Below are 14,410 nucleotides of genomic sequence, written 5' to 3' on the forward strand. Positions count from 1 at the left end.
GCTTGCATCCTGCGGCTGCGCTCTTCTCTGTAGCAGCTGTTCCTCGTCCGGTTTCACGGTCACAGCAGCGATTGCTCTCACATTGCAGCCATAACCTAATTCACTTGATGTTTTTTGAAGCTGCAACCTGCCATATAGAAAAAGAAAACTATCAGCAGCGCGCTAACAGCCCAGATAAACTTGTACGACGCAAATAATTTTCCAAATACATCAACAAAACACATGTCAAAACCAAATGTAACGGAATTAACAGGGAATAACTTCAGCGCATTGTATACCAACCTTGATGCTTTCAGCGGCACCCAAACAAACATCGGTATAATTGTAACCAGTGTTCCTATCACCACGACAGACGTTGTCCTTTTTCTTACCTTTGCTGATAGGAAAGTGATGAATGCACCAAAAAGGACAGATGCTATCATGACAGATATAAAGTGGATTTTGCAAGCCTCCAGTAATGTAATGGGATAAGTACAACCGGGATTGACAACCTGTATATTCACATTCGCGCCTTCAAATCCATATACCGCGAGGAAGGACAACCATCCAATTCCCATAATCAACAGACTGCTCAGCAGAGAAATGATTAAGGACACAAACAGCTTTGCTTTGCATAAGCTGCTTTTTCCGTTTCTTGTGCATAGAATAATTTGTTCTGTTTTTTCCTCATATTCATTCGAAAACAGGGGTGCAAGCAGCATCAGCATCAAAAACAAAGCGGTAAGCGCTAACCCTTTGGAGTTATTGATATATGCCTGATATCCACCAAAATAATCATTGTACAAAGGGGTTTTTATCTGGTCAATCAAATCCATGTTTTTTGCGATTTCTGCTGCCGACAATCCTTCTTTCCGTAAAACCATGGATTTCGCAAATTCTTTTAGATCTGCATCAAAATCCTTTACCGAATCAGGCGTTAAGGTATCAATAACATTGTCGGATTCTACCGATGATAAACTGAATGCATCCATGGAAAGCCAGTCTAAATCCTCTGTATATACGACATTTATTAAATTCACAATAGCCTCGTAGGGTAAAATGTATTGAATATATGCATCTTCTTTTAAATGCTTGCCGAATTCGTTGATGAGATAATTATCATCATTGGCTATCATTTCCCTGTTGGAACGGATGGCTTTGGCAACAAGCTCAGAGGTAATATATCCCCGGTTAGAAAGAATAGTGGATTTATCCTGTTTCATCGCTTCAAATTGTGAGAAATCATTGCCGGCCTTATGCCAGAAAGATCCTCCGCTGACACTTGCAAAAACGGTTATGGCGACAATTCCAAAGCAGATAATAACAGAAGCCCAAAAAACTTTTCTCTGAAATATTTTTTTAAATTCAAAACGCACTAAATTCCAAAAATTATTCATGTTCATTCACATCCGAAAAGTAGTAAAGGTACAAGTCCTCCAGTGTAGCCGTGACATTTACGGCCGTGGCGCATGGCTTTTCATTGCATACAAGTCTTAAAAAGACATTCTTGTCCTCTGCGCGAAGATTGATGACAGGATAGTGCCGCACTAATGTTTCCGCTGTCTTATTGTCTACGGAACATTCAAACACCTTACCGTCAATGGCTTTGATGATCGTCTCCAAACTTCCGCAATGAAGCATTTGACCGTTTTTCATCACTAAAATAGTATTGGCAATATGCTCCACATCGGATACGATGTGAGTCGACAGCAGCACAATTCTGTCCTTACCAAGTTGGGAAATCAGGTTCCGAAAGCGCACACGCTCTTTGGGGTCCAGTCCTGCCGTCGGTTCATCGAGGACTAAGAGTTTCGGATTATTCAGCAGGCTTTGTGCAATACCCAAACGCTGTTTCATGCCGCCGGAAAAGGTTTTTATCTTCTTTTTTGCCACATCGGTCAGCGAAACCATTTCGAGCAGCTCTTTTGTTCTCGCTTTTGCCTGCGCTTTTGTCAGCCCCTTTAAACTTGCCATATAGTACATGAAATCCATTGCAGAAAATTCTGGATAATAACCAAAATCCTGCGGTAAATAACCGAGCGCATCTCGGTAGCTTTCTTCGCCTGCATCAACACCATCAAATGTAATCGTGCCGCTGCTGGGTTTCAGAACACCGCAAATCATCCGCATGAGCGTCGTCTTTCCTGCACCATTGGCGCCAAGCAGACCATAAACCCCTTTTGTGAGCTTTAATGAGATACGGTCAACCGCAATTTTATTGTGATACTGTTTAGACAGTCGATCTATCATAAGTTCCACGCCAATTCCTCCGTTTGTTTTATTGTTTTAAGGCACTGATTCGCTGTTCCGGCCGCCAGCAGCACAAATGCTGCCACCCACCAGACAAAGTTGTGTCTTGCATAAAACGTCCAAAATGAATGATAGAACGTAATATTCCCAAAGCTAACCGCCAGCGCAATACCCGCACACAAATAGGCCGCTCCCCGCCCGCGTACTTTACGGGTTGCCCATAGTCCCAGAAAAACGGTAAGCAGGTAAGGACATAGCATATAGATACTTGTTTGCAAAATCGAGGTACTGCTATTTTGATAAGCAACTGGCACAAGCACACAAATCAGCACGAGATTTGCAAAACCCAGTATTCCCAACCGGGCAAGTACAACATTTTTTAGAGAAAAGCGAGTCGTAAGTTCAAACTCTGCCATACCATAACATTCCGAACGTCCGCTCTCTGTAATAATGGATAGCGCCAGCAACGGCATAAATGCAGAGATACACCAAAGCATATCTTTTTCCAGATATTCTGCTCCAATCAAAGCAATGCCAAAGACCAGAGCAGAAAAAACCCAAATCCATTTGCGGATATATGCGATTTGGACGCACACAAACTCCAAGCAGGAGGCAGGCGGAGTTTGCATACGGTTTAAAAAGTCTTTCTTCTTTTGCGGCGTCGGCGCTTCAAAGCACGTTTGCAGAACCTTTTTTATACGCTTATTCACATAAAATCCTCCCTTCCGAGTCTATTCTTCAGCTCTTTCGTGGCCTGTAAAAGCTTACGATAAACAGCAAAGCGGGAAATGCCGTATAATTTGCTGATAACATTCACAGACACTTCGTTTACATATCGAAGCAGCAGCAGTTCCCGTTCTGTTTCATCCAGCTCTGACAATGTCGCTTTAACAGAAATTTGTGTTACCATATTATCATCAGAATAATTGCCGGCTGTTTCGTCCTCTAACGGCCTTGTTTTATGTTTTCTGTACTCATCTACGCAAAGATGGCGTGCAATGGTATATAAATATTGCAGAGATTGCCCTTTGCTTCTATACCCGCTGCTCTCAAAAAATCGAAGAAAGGTTTCCTGCGTTATGTCTTCTGCTGTTTCACGCTGGTGGACTTTGAAATAGCAGTAGCGATATATTTTGTCATATTGTTCTTCTAAGTCCATGGATACCCACAAAACCTCCTTTCATTATGCATAACGGTTAAGGGATATCGAATGTGCGGCTTTATCCAAAAAATTATAGCATATTTTTTTACTTTATCTGAAGCCGTACAGAATCGCGGCAAAACCGGCGTCTATCCTCTTTGTGACTCAATTACAGAATCAGGCATATCAGATGACTATACTATAATCATCAACAAGATACAAAGGAGCGCTTGAAAATGTCTGTTTTAAACATTACCAATACAAATTTCAACTCTGAGGTTCTGGCTTCGGAGCAGCCGGTTCTCATTGATTTTTGGGCAAGCTGGTGCGGCCCCTGCCGAATGCTCTCTCCTGTCATTGACAAAATTGCAGATGAGGTTTCCGATGTAAAGTTCGGAAAAGTCAATGTGGATGAGCAGCCGGAGCTGGCCCGTCAATTTGGTGTGATGAGCATTCCGATGCTGGTTGTCATGAAAAACGGTAAGATTGTACAGCAGTCTGTCGGAGTTCAACCCAAAGAAGCGATTATGAGCATGATAAGATAAGCACTTGTTTCAACCAACGGAAAGCAGCCCCTTTCCGTTGGTTAAATTCGGCAGCTGAGCATGACGACTGAGAACAGGATAAGGAGAGCATCATATGAAAAAAACTGTAATTATTGGCGGCGTGGCTGGTGGCGCCAGCTGTGCCGCCAGACTGAGAAGATTAGATGAAACCGCTCAAGTCATCATAATCGAGCGGGGCGACTATATCTCCTATGCCAACTGTGGTTTGCCGTATCATGTAGGCGGTGTGATTCCGTCGAGAGATGCCCTTTTGGTGCAAACTCCGGAAGCGATGAAAAAGAAATTCAACATTGATGTCCGCGTCAGAAACGAAGTCGTGTCAATTGATCGGGAGAAAAAGCTCGTTTCGGTCAAGAGACTGGAAAGCGGAGAAATCTATGAGGAGTCTTATGATACATTGGTGATTGCTACCGGTTCTTCTCCCTTGCGTCCTCCTATTCCCGGCATTCAATCCGATCGCATCCAGACACTGTGGACAGTAAACGATACCGATCGGATTCGTTTGGCCGTTATGCAGCAGCATGCAAAAACGGCAGCCGTCATCGGCGGCGGTTTCATCGGTCTGGAGATGGCCGAAAACCTTCGCCACGCCGGTCTTGCAGTCTCTTTGATCGAGGCGGCCGATCAGGTCATGGCGTCGCTTGATCCCGAAATGGCCGCAATGCTCCATGCAAACATCCGTGAGAATGGCGTCGGTCTTTATCTGGGCGACGGCGTAGCTGCTTTTGAAGAAAACGAGCATTCAGTCACCATTGCTTTAAGCAGCGGCAAAAAGGTGGAGGCCGAAATCGTCATTTTGGCAATCGGCGTTCGTCCCAACAGCCAGTTGGCCAAAGAAGCCGGTCTTTCGCTCAATGAACGCGGCGGCATTTGTGTAAACGAGTCTCTCCGCACCTCGGATGCTTCCATCTATGCGGTTGGCGATGTCATTGAGGTGGAGGACTTCACCTTCCAGAATCACACGATGGTTCCTTTGGCGGGACCGGCCAACAAACAAGGCCGTATTGCCGCAGACAACATCGCCGGCGGACGGGAAATCTATGAGGGCACGCAGGGCACAAGCATTGCGAAAGTCTTCGATCTTGCCGCGGCCTCTACCGGCGCGAATGAAAAAACGCTGAAAAAGCTGAATCTGAAGAAAGGAATAGACTACGAAAGCATCATCATAACGCAGAATTCTCATGCCGGCTATTACCCCGGCGCGGTTCCGCTGACGTTAAAAATGCTCTTTTCTTTGGATGGGTCCAAAATTTTCGGCGCACAAATCGTCGGCCGTGACGGAGTGGATAAACGCATTGACACCTTAGCTGTGGCCATGCGTCTGGGCGCAGGAATCCGGGACCTGAAAAATCTGGAGCTTGCTTATGCACCACCGTTCTCCTCTGCGAAGGACCCGGTGAATATGGCGGGATTTGTCGCTGAAAATGTCCTGCGTCATCTGGTCACATTTTCCGATTGGGATCTTTCCAAGGAAGATAACGACGCCATCCTTCTTGATGTGCGTGAAAATGCGGAAGTAGCGGCGTTTTCGCTGCCTAACGCCGTTCATATTCCATTGGGCGAACTGCGTGGACGCTTGCAGGAACTGAATCCCGAAAAGGAAATCATCACCTTCTGCGCCATTGGCGTGCGTTCCTATAACGCTGCTCGAATTTTGATGCAGCATGGTTTCAAGAAGGTTAAGCTATATCCCGGCGGAACACGGTTCTATCAGTCCCTCTATCCGCAACCCGACGCCGCTCCTCTTGCAGCGGCAGAAAAGGTTTCCGACACAGGAGATGTGAAAAGCAGTGACGCACCCTAAACCTTCATAATGCGCTGCAATCTTCGTGTATTCCCTTTAACACCATATCACCACCCTATTATATAATTTGACCGCCCCGATTTGCGCTGTCCGCGCAAATCGGGGCGGTTCATTTTGCTGTATCAGGGCGATATCGCCTGTTTTATGTCTCATAAATCAACTTTTGCAGTTTTTCTTTGTCAACGATTCGGATTTCTCCTCTGGAAAGCGCTACAATTCCTTCCCCGGCAAAGTATTTGAGCATCCGGGAGACTACTTCCCGCGCACTTCCCATATAACGCGCAATTTGTTCGTGGGTCATTTTAATGCTGTCGCTTCCTGTCTTTGCAATTTCATCCCACAGAAAGATAGCAAGCCGTTTATCCGCACCCATAAAGAGAATTTGCTGCATCGCCCACATCACATCAGAAAAGCGCGTAGTCGCCAATTCATAGCCAAAGCATTTCACGTAGATGTTTTCTTCAGCGATTTGATGGAAAACCGAGGAATTTATCAAGAGAACATCCGTATCCTCCTCGGCATCTATGAATACATCAAAAGTGATGGCATCCAGCACACAGGAAGCAGACAAAATGCATGTGTCGCCCGGGAATAACCGATACAGTGTCACATCCCGTCCTTCTTCCGACAGCATGTAGGTGCGCAGCTGCCCCTGTTTCACGAGTAAAACGCCGATGCAGTCTGCATTCCCACCGTGAACTGTGGTCCCCTTGGGATAGTGAGCAGGAAACGTATTCTCACATAACTGCTGCTTTTGCTTTTCATCCAAATGCTCCCAGAACGCACACTGTTTGAGATAAGTCTCGCAGGACTCGTTTTGCAGCATCACTCCATCTCCTTTATGTTCCGTCAAATATTCATATGTCCGATAACGATAAAGTACCACATTTCACGACGCAGGTCAATCAATGCGACACTTCACTACTTGCGTTGTTCTGTGATTGACACACAGAAACGGCGGCTTTTTTCCGATATACTATTTTTCATTGAGGAAACGCAAAAACGGTCAAGAAGGATATCGTGCCGCATACGTTGCAGCGTAGCCCACTCTTGATGCAGACAGTATCGGAAATATATTCATAACTTGGAGGTTCCATCATGGCAAATGCAAAAAGAACGCCCCGTAAAGCTGCCGTTTTGCAGGAACAGTGTGTCGCATGCGGTTGTTGTGTAAAGGTATGCCCACTGCACGCTATCGCCATCTACAAGGGGATACACGCAGCAGTGGATTACACCAAATGCGTTGGCTGCGGAAAATGTGCCAAAGAGTGCCCGGCATCGGTTATTACCATTCAGGAGGTAACGGTATGAAAAAGAAATGGTATGATTATCTCTGGATATTCACCTTGGTGTACTTAGCGCTCGGCTTTTTTAACATCCTGTTCGCATGGCTGGGGCTTTTGTGCTTTTTCATTCCGCTCATGATCTCGGTTGCCACGGGTACAAAGAGCTATTGCAATCGATATTGCGGCAGAGGACAGCTTTTAAGCTTGCTGGGCGGACGCTTTGGTCTGTCCCGCAAGCGGGATATCCCAAAATGGATGAAAAGCAAATGGTTTCGCTATGGCTTTCTCATTTTCTTCTTTGCCATGTTCTTTCAAATGCTGTGGAATACCTATCTGGTGTTTGCAGGAGCGTCCGACCTCAAGCAGGTTGTAACTCTTCTGTGGACATTCAAGGTTCCGTGGCAGTGGGCATATCACGGCGACATGCTGTCCCCCGGTGTTTCGCAATTTGCTTTTGGCTTTTATAGTGTGATGCTGACCTCCACCATCCTTGGCCTTATCACGATGCTTTTGTTCAAACCTCGCAGTTGGTGTGTGTACTGCCCCATGGGCACCACCACACAGCTGATTTGCAAAGCGAAACAGCTCGGAAAGAATCATCCGTCCTGACAAAAAGTAAATCCGTCCTCTTCTATGCATCCTTCGGGACGCGGTCTGCCGCCCTTTGGCGGTAGCAACCGCGTCCCGTTTATGCTACAATAGGGCGAGAGGTGATATCCCCGTGAACCAGATTTTGATTGTCGAGGACGACGCGGCGCTCGGCCGCGGGTTGACGCTCGCGCTGTCGGACGGAACGCGCGTCTGCACACTTGCGAGAAACTGTGCAGAAGCCCGGCAGGCGCTGCAGCATACCTCCTTTTCGCTCGCGCTGTTCGACGTCAACCTGCCGGACGGTTCGGGCCTGACCCTGCTGGAGGAAACGCGCGCTGCGGGCGGACCGCCGGTCATTCTGCTGACCGCGAACGATCTGGAAACCGACATCGTGACCGGCCTGACCTTGGGCGCAGACGACTACATTACCAAACCCTTTTCACTAGCGGTTCTGCGCGCCCGAGTCGAAGCCGCACTGCGCCGCACCACGCCTGCCAAATCCCCTGCTGTGTTCCGGCAAAACGGATTTGTGTTTGATTTTGACGCGCTTTGCTTTTCCGTAAACGGCCGCGCGCTTCAGTTATCCCAAACCGAGCAGCGGCTGCTGCGCCTGCTGGTGGACAACTGCGGGCATACCGTGCCGCGCGATACACTGATCGACCGCATTTGGACAGACGGCGCAGAATATGTGGATGAAAATGCACTGTCGGTCACGGTTGGACGGCTGCGCCGCAAGCTGGGCACGGACGCCCCCATCCAAACCGTGTACGGCGTGGGCTATGGCTGGGCGGTGGACAGATGATACCGTGGGTCGTGGCGCTTTGCGCCGTACTGGCGGCCGCAGCCGTCATTGGGTATGATCGGTATCGTGTCCGCCGCACAATGGACACGCTGGATCACATGCTGGACGAGGCAATCGACGGCGCATTCACCGCCACACACTTTGACGAGAGCCGTTTATCTGCGGTCGAGGCCAAAATGCAGCGCTATCTTGAGGCGAGCGGCACCACAAAGGCGCAGCTGGCAGAGCAAAAAGCGCACATACAGGAGCTGATTGCGGACGTATCCCATCAAACCAAAACGCCCATCGCCAACATTCTGCTGTATGCCGAACTGCTGGACGACAAGCCCCTGCCCGAGGACTGCCGCGACTGCGTGCAGGCACTGTCCGCGCAGGCGGAAAAACTGCGTTTTCTGATTGCGTCTCTGGTCAAGGCCGGACGGCTGGAAACCGGCGTCATAGCCGTCCACCCCAAGCAGGACAGCGTTGCAGCGCTGGTGCAGGATGCGCTGCGCGAAGTCGCCCCCAAGGCGGCGGCAAAAGGCATCACATTATCCGGCATGCCTGCGGATGAAACCGCATGCTTTGACCGAAAGTGGACGCTGGAAGCGCTGGGCAATCTGCTGGACAACGCGGTCAAGTACACACCTGCAGGCGGCAGCGTAACCGTTTCGGTCGTGCCGTACGAGTTGTTCTGCCGCATTGATGTGACCGACACCGGCATCGGCCTGACCGAAGAGGAATCCAGCCGCGTATTTGCCCGCTTTTACCGTGCGCCCACCGCGCAAAACGCGCCCGGCGTGGGACTTGGACTGTATCTCGCGCGCGAAATCGCCGCGGCAAACGGCGGCTACATCAAAGTCTCCTCACATTCGGGCGCGGGCAGTACATTTTCGCTGTTCCTGCCGCGCGGAGAACGGCAAATGTGACAAAACTGTTATATTTCGGAAAGGCTCTGGACAGATTGTTGTGCTATCGTCTGTATTGTACCGGAATACCGGCGCAATACAGACTTTTTTTCAGGAAGGAACATGGTTATGACGGTTTTACAAACGCAGAACCTGCGCAAGACCTACGGCGCCGGCGATACTGCGGTGCACGCACTCGACGGCGTGAATCTAACGGTGGAAAGCGGCGAGTTTGTCGCGGTGGTCGGCACATCCGGCTCGGGCAAATCAACGCTGCTGCATATGCTCGGCGGGCTGGATCGTCCGACAGACGGCAAGGTATTCGTCGACGGCAGCGATATTTTTACCTTAAAAGATGACGAACTGACTATTTTCCGCCGCCGCAAAATCGGCTTTGTATTTCAGGCATACAACCTTGTGCCGGTGCTCAGCGTATATGAGAACATTGTGCTGCCAATCGAGCTGGACGGCAGTGCAGTTGATGGCACCTATGTTGATGACATCATCCGCACGCTGGGACTGGAAAGCAAGCTCAATAACCTGCCCAGCCAGCTTTCCGGCGGACAGCAGCAGCGCGTCGCCATCGCCCGCGCGCTCGCCACCAAACCCGCGATTGTTCTGGCCGACGAACCGACCGGCAACCTCGACAGCCGCACCAGTCAGGACGTACTCGCGCTCCTGAAGGTGACGGGAGAGAAATTCGGCCAGACCATCGTCATGATCACCCACAATGAGGAAATAGCCCAGCTCGCGCACCGCATCGTCCGCATTGAGGACGGCAGGATCGTCCATTCGTAAGGAGGTGCGCAATATGCTGAGTGTACCCAACCGCAAATGTATCCGCCGTCTGTCCGACCGGAGTCTGAAGGCTGCCAGAACCCGCAACATCATCGCAGTCATCGCCATTGCGCTGACGACCATATTATTTACCTCACTGTTTACCATTGGAGCATCCATCAACTACTCTTTTCAGCAGCAGAACTTCCGACAGGCAGGCGGTGATATGCACGCTACCTTCAAGAATCTGACCGAAGCGCAGCTGCTGGAGCTTAAGAACGACCCGCTGATCAAGGAATACGGCACGCGCCTGTTCATCGGCATGACTGACAGTGAGCCGCCGTTCAACAAATCCCATATTGAAATCAGCTACATGGATGCAAACGAAGCCAAACACTATTTCATCGAGCCGGTGGAAGGCAGTCTGCCCCGAGAAGGCACGGATGAGGCGGCAACCGACACCCGTGTGCTTGCCCTGCTCGGCATCGAGCCAAAGGTTGGCGCGAAATTTACGATTCCGGTCGGCATCGACGAAAACACACAGGATGCGCAATATGTCGAGCGTACCTTCACCCTTTCCGGCTGGTGGGAATATGACAGTGCCATGGTCGCATCCAATGTCATTCTCCCCCGCTCGGCGGCGGAAGCGTTGTGTACGCTTTCTGCCGGCGCGCCCCAGAGCCAGACCGGAAAATGGCATCTGGACGTGATGTTTGACAGCGCGTTTCACATTCGTGAAAACGCCGAACAGGTGCTGGCAAACCACGGCTATCAATGCGAGGAGCCGACGGCGGACAATTATATTGCCATTGGCGTTAACTGGGGCTATACCGCCGCACAAATCGACGCGACAATCGATCCCATGTCCGTCCTTGCGATCCTCGCCATGCTGCTGCTCATCATGTTCACCGGCTACCTCATCATCTATAACGTGTTCCAGATTTCGGTCACCAACGACATTCGGTTCTACGGCCTTCTCAAAACCATCGGCACAACCGGCAAACAAATCCGCCGCATGATACGGCGGCAAGCCTATATTCTTTCGCTTTTCGGTATTCCGCTTGGGTGGATCATCGGTTTTCTGGTCGGCATCAAGCTGACACCGATTATCATGGAGCAAACGTCATACACCACAACCTTTGTATCGTTCAACCCGCTGATCTTTGTCGGTGCGGCGGTGTTTTCACTGATTACCGTACGCATTTCCTGCCGCAAACCCGGCAAAATGGCTTCACGCGTTTCGCCCATTGAAGCCGTGCGCTATACCGACGCCAGCGTACGCCTGTCCAAAACGCGCCACGGCAAGCATGCCGCCCGCAAGTCGTCCGGCGCGCGCCTGCCGCGTATGGCGTGGGCAAACCTCGGCCGAAGCCGCGGCAAAACCGTCATTACGGTTGTTTCGCTTTCACTCGCGGTCGTGCTCATGCAGATAACCTACACCTTTGCTATCGGCTTTGATATGGATAAATATTTAGCGGACAAATCCGCCGTAGATTTTGTCGTGGGTGACGCGGCCTATTTCCAGACCGGTTCCGGCTTTTCCTCGACCGACGAAGCCGTGCCTGAAAACGTCATTGCGGACATTGACGCACAGGGCGGTATCACAGAGTCCGGCCGCATCTATGGGCAGGTATCCAACGTGCAGGAATTTGTCACCGAGGACTGGTACCGCCAAAGTCAGGCGCGGTGGAACACGGAAGCCGCGCTCGACCAGATAATCGAGGGCATGGAGCATACGCCAGATGGCCTGCTGGCCGACCGCGCTCAGCTTTATGGCATGGAGGATTTTCCGCTGTCCAAGCTGACTGTGCTGGACGGCGACCTGTCCGCCCTGTCCGACCCGACCCAAAACGCTGTCGCGGCGGTCTATACCTCCGACGATTACGGCGAGCCAGAGGAGCAATCCCACTGGGCGAAGGTGGGCGACACCGTGCACCTGCGATACGTGGAGGAGTTCGAATATTATTACGAAGATACGGGTGAAGTAATCCCAGCAGACGAATTGGACGCGGTCTATATGGGCGACCGTGCCATCGCTTCGCGCGCCAAAACCTACCGCGACAAAGAATACACGGTTGCAGCGGCGGTGATAATTCCAGGCTCGCTCGATTACCGTTTTTATGGCGCCGACCAATTCGTCATGGGCGCGGCACAGTTTACACAGGACACGCAGACAAATTCGGTCATGACCTATGTGTTCGACACCGAGGACGCGGCGACCGACCGCATGGAAGCCTTTCTCGCTGACTATACGGAAAATGTGCAGCCGCTTTTTGATTATGAAAGCAAAGCGACCTATCAGGCTGAATTTGAAGGTTTCCGTTCTATGTTTCTGACGCTCGGCAGCGTACTGAGTCTGATTATCGGGCTGGTGGGCGTGCTCAACTTCTTAAACGCGGTGTTGACTGGCATCATCACGCGACGGCACGAATTTGCGGTGCTGCAAGCCATCGGCATGACGGGCAAACAGCTCAAGCATATGCTGATGCTCGAAGGGCTGTACTACGCCATGCTTGCGCTTATACTCAGTTTTGTGTTGAGCGTGACCCTCGGCCCGGTCATCGGCATGGGCTGCTCATCCATGTTCTGGTTTTTCTCCTATCGCTTTACACTGCTGCCAATCCTCCTGCTTCTGCCGGTGTTCGCACTGCTGGGACTTGCCATCCCGCGTATCACCTGCCGCAGCGCGATGCATCGCACCGTCGTCGAGCGCCTGCGGACAGAGGAATAACCGGTGTCTCCAAATGCCTCTTCCTCTCCCCTCTCTGCTTTACAAAATACGGACCGGTTCACACCGGCCCGTATTTTTACATATGTGACAAAATTTTCTCACAAACCCTCCCTACCTTTTGCCATCGTGCATAGCTTCGGCCGCATTTCTGCTGGATATACGTACAGTGGAGGGCCACAGCACTACATAATGTGCAATCTGTGCTCGAAATGCACTTTTACTTTTGGTTACTTTCTGGTATAATAGATAAAAATAATGCATCGGTATCCACCGTTTTTTGCTCCATGGACAGTATAAAACTGCCATGAAAAAACGCATGGAAGTCTTATATCAAATGGGGAAATACTATGAAAGAGAAGAAACTGGTCATCACAGGCATGGGCGCGGTCACACCCATCGGCATCGGGGTTTCCGCCTACTGGGAGGCGCTGGTTTCCGGCCATTGCGGCATTGGTCGGATTACACGCTTTGACGCATCCGACCTTCCGGTACAAATCGCGGCTGAGCTGAAGGGCTTTGACCCCGTCGATCACATGCCGAAAACTCTCGCGCGCACGATGGACCCGTTTATGCAGTTTGCATTCGTGGCTGCACAGGAAGCGCTGGAGGACAGCGGCCTTACCATCGAACCGGAAGCGGAGCGCATCGGCATTGTTATGGGTACCGCCATGGACGGCGTGACCACCGTCGCGCAGACGCAGGCTGCTTACGACGCCGGCCACCGTGTCGGTCCGCGCTTCGTGCCTATGACCATCGGCAACATCGCCGCCGCGCAGATAGCCATTGCGCGCGGCATCCTGGGTCCCAGCCTGACGCTTAACACCGCATGCTCGGCAGGCGGCGACGCGATCATGACCGCCGCGATGCTGCTGCGTTCGGGCGAAGCGGACGCCGTGCTGGCGGTCGGCGGCGAAAGTATCCTGTGCCCGATTGTTGTGTCCGGCCTGTCACAGGCCAAGGCCCTCTCCCGCCGCAACGACGACCCCGAAACCGCCTGCCGTCCGTTCGACGCAGAGCGGGACGGTTTTGTTATCGGCGAAGGCGGAGGCGCGCTGCTGATCGAAACCGAGGAGCATGCACTGGCACGCGGCGCGAAAATTCATGCCGTACTGGCGGGCTATGCCAACACCTCGGACGCGCACCACATCACCGCGCCCTGTCCGGACGGGGCAGGCGCAGCCCGCTGCATGCGGCTGGCGCTCAAAAAAGCCGATATGCAGCCGTCTGACATCGGCTATATCAACGCACACGGCACTTCGACCATGCTCGGCGATAAAGCCGAGACGCTCGCGGTCAAGTCCGTGTTCGGCGGACGGGAAAGCGCGCCCCCGATGTCCTCGACCAAATCCGCAACCGGTCATCTGATGGGCGCAGGCGGACTGACCGAGGCAATTGCCTGCATCAAGGCAATCCAGACCGGCATACTGCCGCCGACGCTGCATCTGACCACGCCCGACCCGGACTGTGACCTTGACTATGTGCCGAACACGGCCCGTCCGGCCAAAATTTCCGCTGCGATGTCCAATTCGCTGGGCTTCGGCGGACAAAACTCCAGCATTATCGTTTGTAACTACCAGAAATGAGGCGAACCCAATT

14 protein-coding genes are annotated in these 14,410 nt (G+C 51.4%); 9 read left to right on the forward strand and 5 right to left on the reverse strand.

Annotation, left to right across the window (positions count from 1 at the left end):
* Positions 1 to 95: 95 nt before the first annotated feature.
* From ACESSO_RS03800 to ACESSO_RS03815, 4 genes are read right to left on the reverse strand one after another with little or no spacing between them, the layout of a single operon-like run.
* Positions 96 to 1,376, reverse strand: a complete 1,281-nt coding sequence (locus tag ACESSO_RS03800) for an ABC transporter permease subunit (protein WP_373163718.1) — start codon at positions 1,374 to 1,376, stop codon at positions 96 to 98.
* Positions 1,369 to 2,238: an ABC transporter ATP-binding protein gene (locus ACESSO_RS03805; RefSeq protein WP_373163719.1), complete on the reverse strand. Its 870-nt coding sequence runs from the start codon at positions 2,236 to 2,238 to the stop codon at positions 1,369 to 1,371. The genes ACESSO_RS03800 and ACESSO_RS03805 overlap by 8 nt, the downstream gene beginning before the upstream one ends.
* The gene (locus ACESSO_RS03810; protein WP_373163720.1) at positions 2,226 to 2,939 is read right to left on the reverse strand and encodes a hypothetical protein; all 714 of its coding nucleotides are present in this window, start codon (positions 2,937 to 2,939) and stop codon (positions 2,226 to 2,228) included. The genes ACESSO_RS03805 and ACESSO_RS03810 overlap by 13 nt, the downstream gene beginning before the upstream one ends.
* Positions 2,936 to 3,388, reverse strand: coding sequence for an RNA polymerase sigma factor (locus ACESSO_RS03815; protein WP_373163721.1), 453 nt, complete (start codon positions 3,386 to 3,388; stop codon positions 2,936 to 2,938). The genes ACESSO_RS03810 and ACESSO_RS03815 overlap by 4 nt, the downstream gene beginning before the upstream one ends.
* A 218-nt stretch (positions 3,389 to 3,606) precedes the next feature.
* Between ACESSO_RS03815 and trxA the strand changes: the two genes are divergently transcribed.
* Complete coding sequence (gene trxA / locus ACESSO_RS03820; RefSeq protein ID WP_373163722.1) at positions 3,607 to 3,915, forward strand: thioredoxin; 309 nt, start codon at positions 3,607 to 3,609, stop codon at positions 3,913 to 3,915.
* 94 nt (positions 3,916 to 4,009) lie between these two features.
* The gene (locus ACESSO_RS03825) at positions 4,010 to 5,740 is read left to right on the forward strand and encodes an FAD-dependent oxidoreductase (RefSeq protein WP_373163723.1); all 1,731 of its coding nucleotides are present in this window, start codon (positions 4,010 to 4,012) and stop codon (positions 5,738 to 5,740) included.
* A gap of 142 nt (positions 5,741 to 5,882) precedes the next feature.
* On the opposite strand, the gene ACESSO_RS03830 is transcribed toward ACESSO_RS03825, so the two are convergent.
* Positions 5,883 to 6,566, reverse strand: coding sequence for a Crp/Fnr family transcriptional regulator (locus ACESSO_RS03830; RefSeq protein WP_373163724.1), 684 nt, complete (start codon positions 6,564 to 6,566; stop codon positions 5,883 to 5,885).
* A 272-nt stretch (positions 6,567 to 6,838) separates the two neighbouring features.
* Between ACESSO_RS03830 and ACESSO_RS03835 the strand changes: the two genes are divergently transcribed.
* The 7 genes from ACESSO_RS03835 to fabF all read left to right on the forward strand — a co-directional run bounded on the left by ACESSO_RS03835 (position 6,839) and on the right by fabF (position 14,397).
* Positions 6,839 to 7,051, forward strand: coding sequence for a 4Fe-4S binding protein (locus ACESSO_RS03835; protein ID WP_373163725.1), 213 nt, complete (start codon positions 6,839 to 6,841; stop codon positions 7,049 to 7,051).
* Positions 7,048 to 7,635 (forward strand): 4Fe-4S binding protein, encoded by a 588-nt coding sequence (locus ACESSO_RS03840; protein WP_373163726.1) that lies wholly within the window; start codon positions 7,048 to 7,050, stop codon positions 7,633 to 7,635. The genes ACESSO_RS03835 and ACESSO_RS03840 overlap by 4 nt, the downstream gene beginning before the upstream one ends.
* A gap of 112 nt (positions 7,636 to 7,747) precedes the next feature.
* Positions 7,748 to 8,419 carry a response regulator transcription factor gene (locus tag ACESSO_RS03845; protein ID WP_373163727.1) on the forward strand — a complete coding sequence of 224 codons (672 nt, stop codon included), beginning with the start codon at positions 7,748 to 7,750 and terminating at the stop codon, positions 8,417 to 8,419.
* Positions 8,416 to 9,327 (forward strand): sensor histidine kinase, encoded by a 912-nt coding sequence (locus ACESSO_RS03850; protein ID WP_373163728.1) that lies wholly within the window; start codon positions 8,416 to 8,418, stop codon positions 9,325 to 9,327. The genes ACESSO_RS03845 and ACESSO_RS03850 overlap by 4 nt, the downstream gene beginning before the upstream one ends.
* A 108-nt stretch (positions 9,328 to 9,435) precedes the next feature.
* Positions 9,436 to 10,104: an ABC transporter ATP-binding protein gene (locus ACESSO_RS03855; RefSeq protein WP_373163729.1), complete on the forward strand. Its 669-nt coding sequence runs from the start codon at positions 9,436 to 9,438 to the stop codon at positions 10,102 to 10,104.
* A gap of 13 nt (positions 10,105 to 10,117) precedes the next feature.
* Complete coding sequence (locus ACESSO_RS03860) at positions 10,118 to 12,814, forward strand: ABC transporter permease (RefSeq protein WP_373163730.1); 2,697 nt, start codon at positions 10,118 to 10,120, stop codon at positions 12,812 to 12,814.
* Positions 12,815 to 13,161: 347 nt separating this feature from the next.
* Positions 13,162 to 14,397, forward strand: coding sequence for a beta-ketoacyl-ACP synthase II (gene fabF / locus ACESSO_RS03865; RefSeq protein WP_373163731.1), 1,236 nt, complete (start codon positions 13,162 to 13,164; stop codon positions 14,395 to 14,397).
* Positions 14,398 to 14,410 lie beyond the last annotated feature (13 nt).

This window comes from Agathobaculum sp. Marseille-P7918 (assembly GCF_964248325.1).
GTDB lineage: Bacteria > Bacillota > Clostridia > Oscillospirales > Butyricicoccaceae > Agathobaculum.

Coding starts and splice junctions, on each gene's coding strand:
- ACESSO_RS03800 (WP_373163718.1), bottom strand. CDS start 1,376: ATGAATAATTTTTGGAATTTAGTGCGTTTTGAATTTAAAAAAATATTT.
- ACESSO_RS03815 (WP_373163721.1), bottom strand. CDS start 3,388: ATGGACTTAGAAGAACAATATGACAAAATATATCGCTACTGCTATTTC.
- trxA (WP_373163722.1), top strand. CDS start 3,607: ATGTCTGTTTTAAACATTACCAATACAAATTTCAACTCTGAGGTTCTG.
- ACESSO_RS03825 (WP_373163723.1), top strand. CDS start 4,010: ATGAAAAAAACTGTAATTATTGGCGGCGTGGCTGGTGGCGCCAGCTGT.
- ACESSO_RS03830 (WP_373163724.1), bottom strand. CDS start 6,566: ATGCTGCAAAACGAGTCCTGCGAGACTTATCTCAAACAGTGTGCGTTC.
- ACESSO_RS03835 (WP_373163725.1), top strand. CDS start 6,839: ATGGCAAATGCAAAAAGAACGCCCCGTAAAGCTGCCGTTTTGCAGGAA.
- ACESSO_RS03840 (WP_373163726.1), top strand. CDS start 7,048: ATGAAAAAGAAATGGTATGATTATCTCTGGATATTCACCTTGGTGTAC.
- ACESSO_RS03850 (WP_373163728.1), top strand. CDS start 8,416: ATGATACCGTGGGTCGTGGCGCTTTGCGCCGTACTGGCGGCCGCAGCC.
- ACESSO_RS03855 (WP_373163729.1), top strand. CDS start 9,436: ATGACGGTTTTACAAACGCAGAACCTGCGCAAGACCTACGGCGCCGGC.
- ACESSO_RS03860 (WP_373163730.1), top strand. CDS start 10,118: ATGCTGAGTGTACCCAACCGCAAATGTATCCGCCGTCTGTCCGACCGG.
- fabF (WP_373163731.1), top strand. CDS start 13,162: ATGAAAGAGAAGAAACTGGTCATCACAGGCATGGGCGCGGTCACACCC.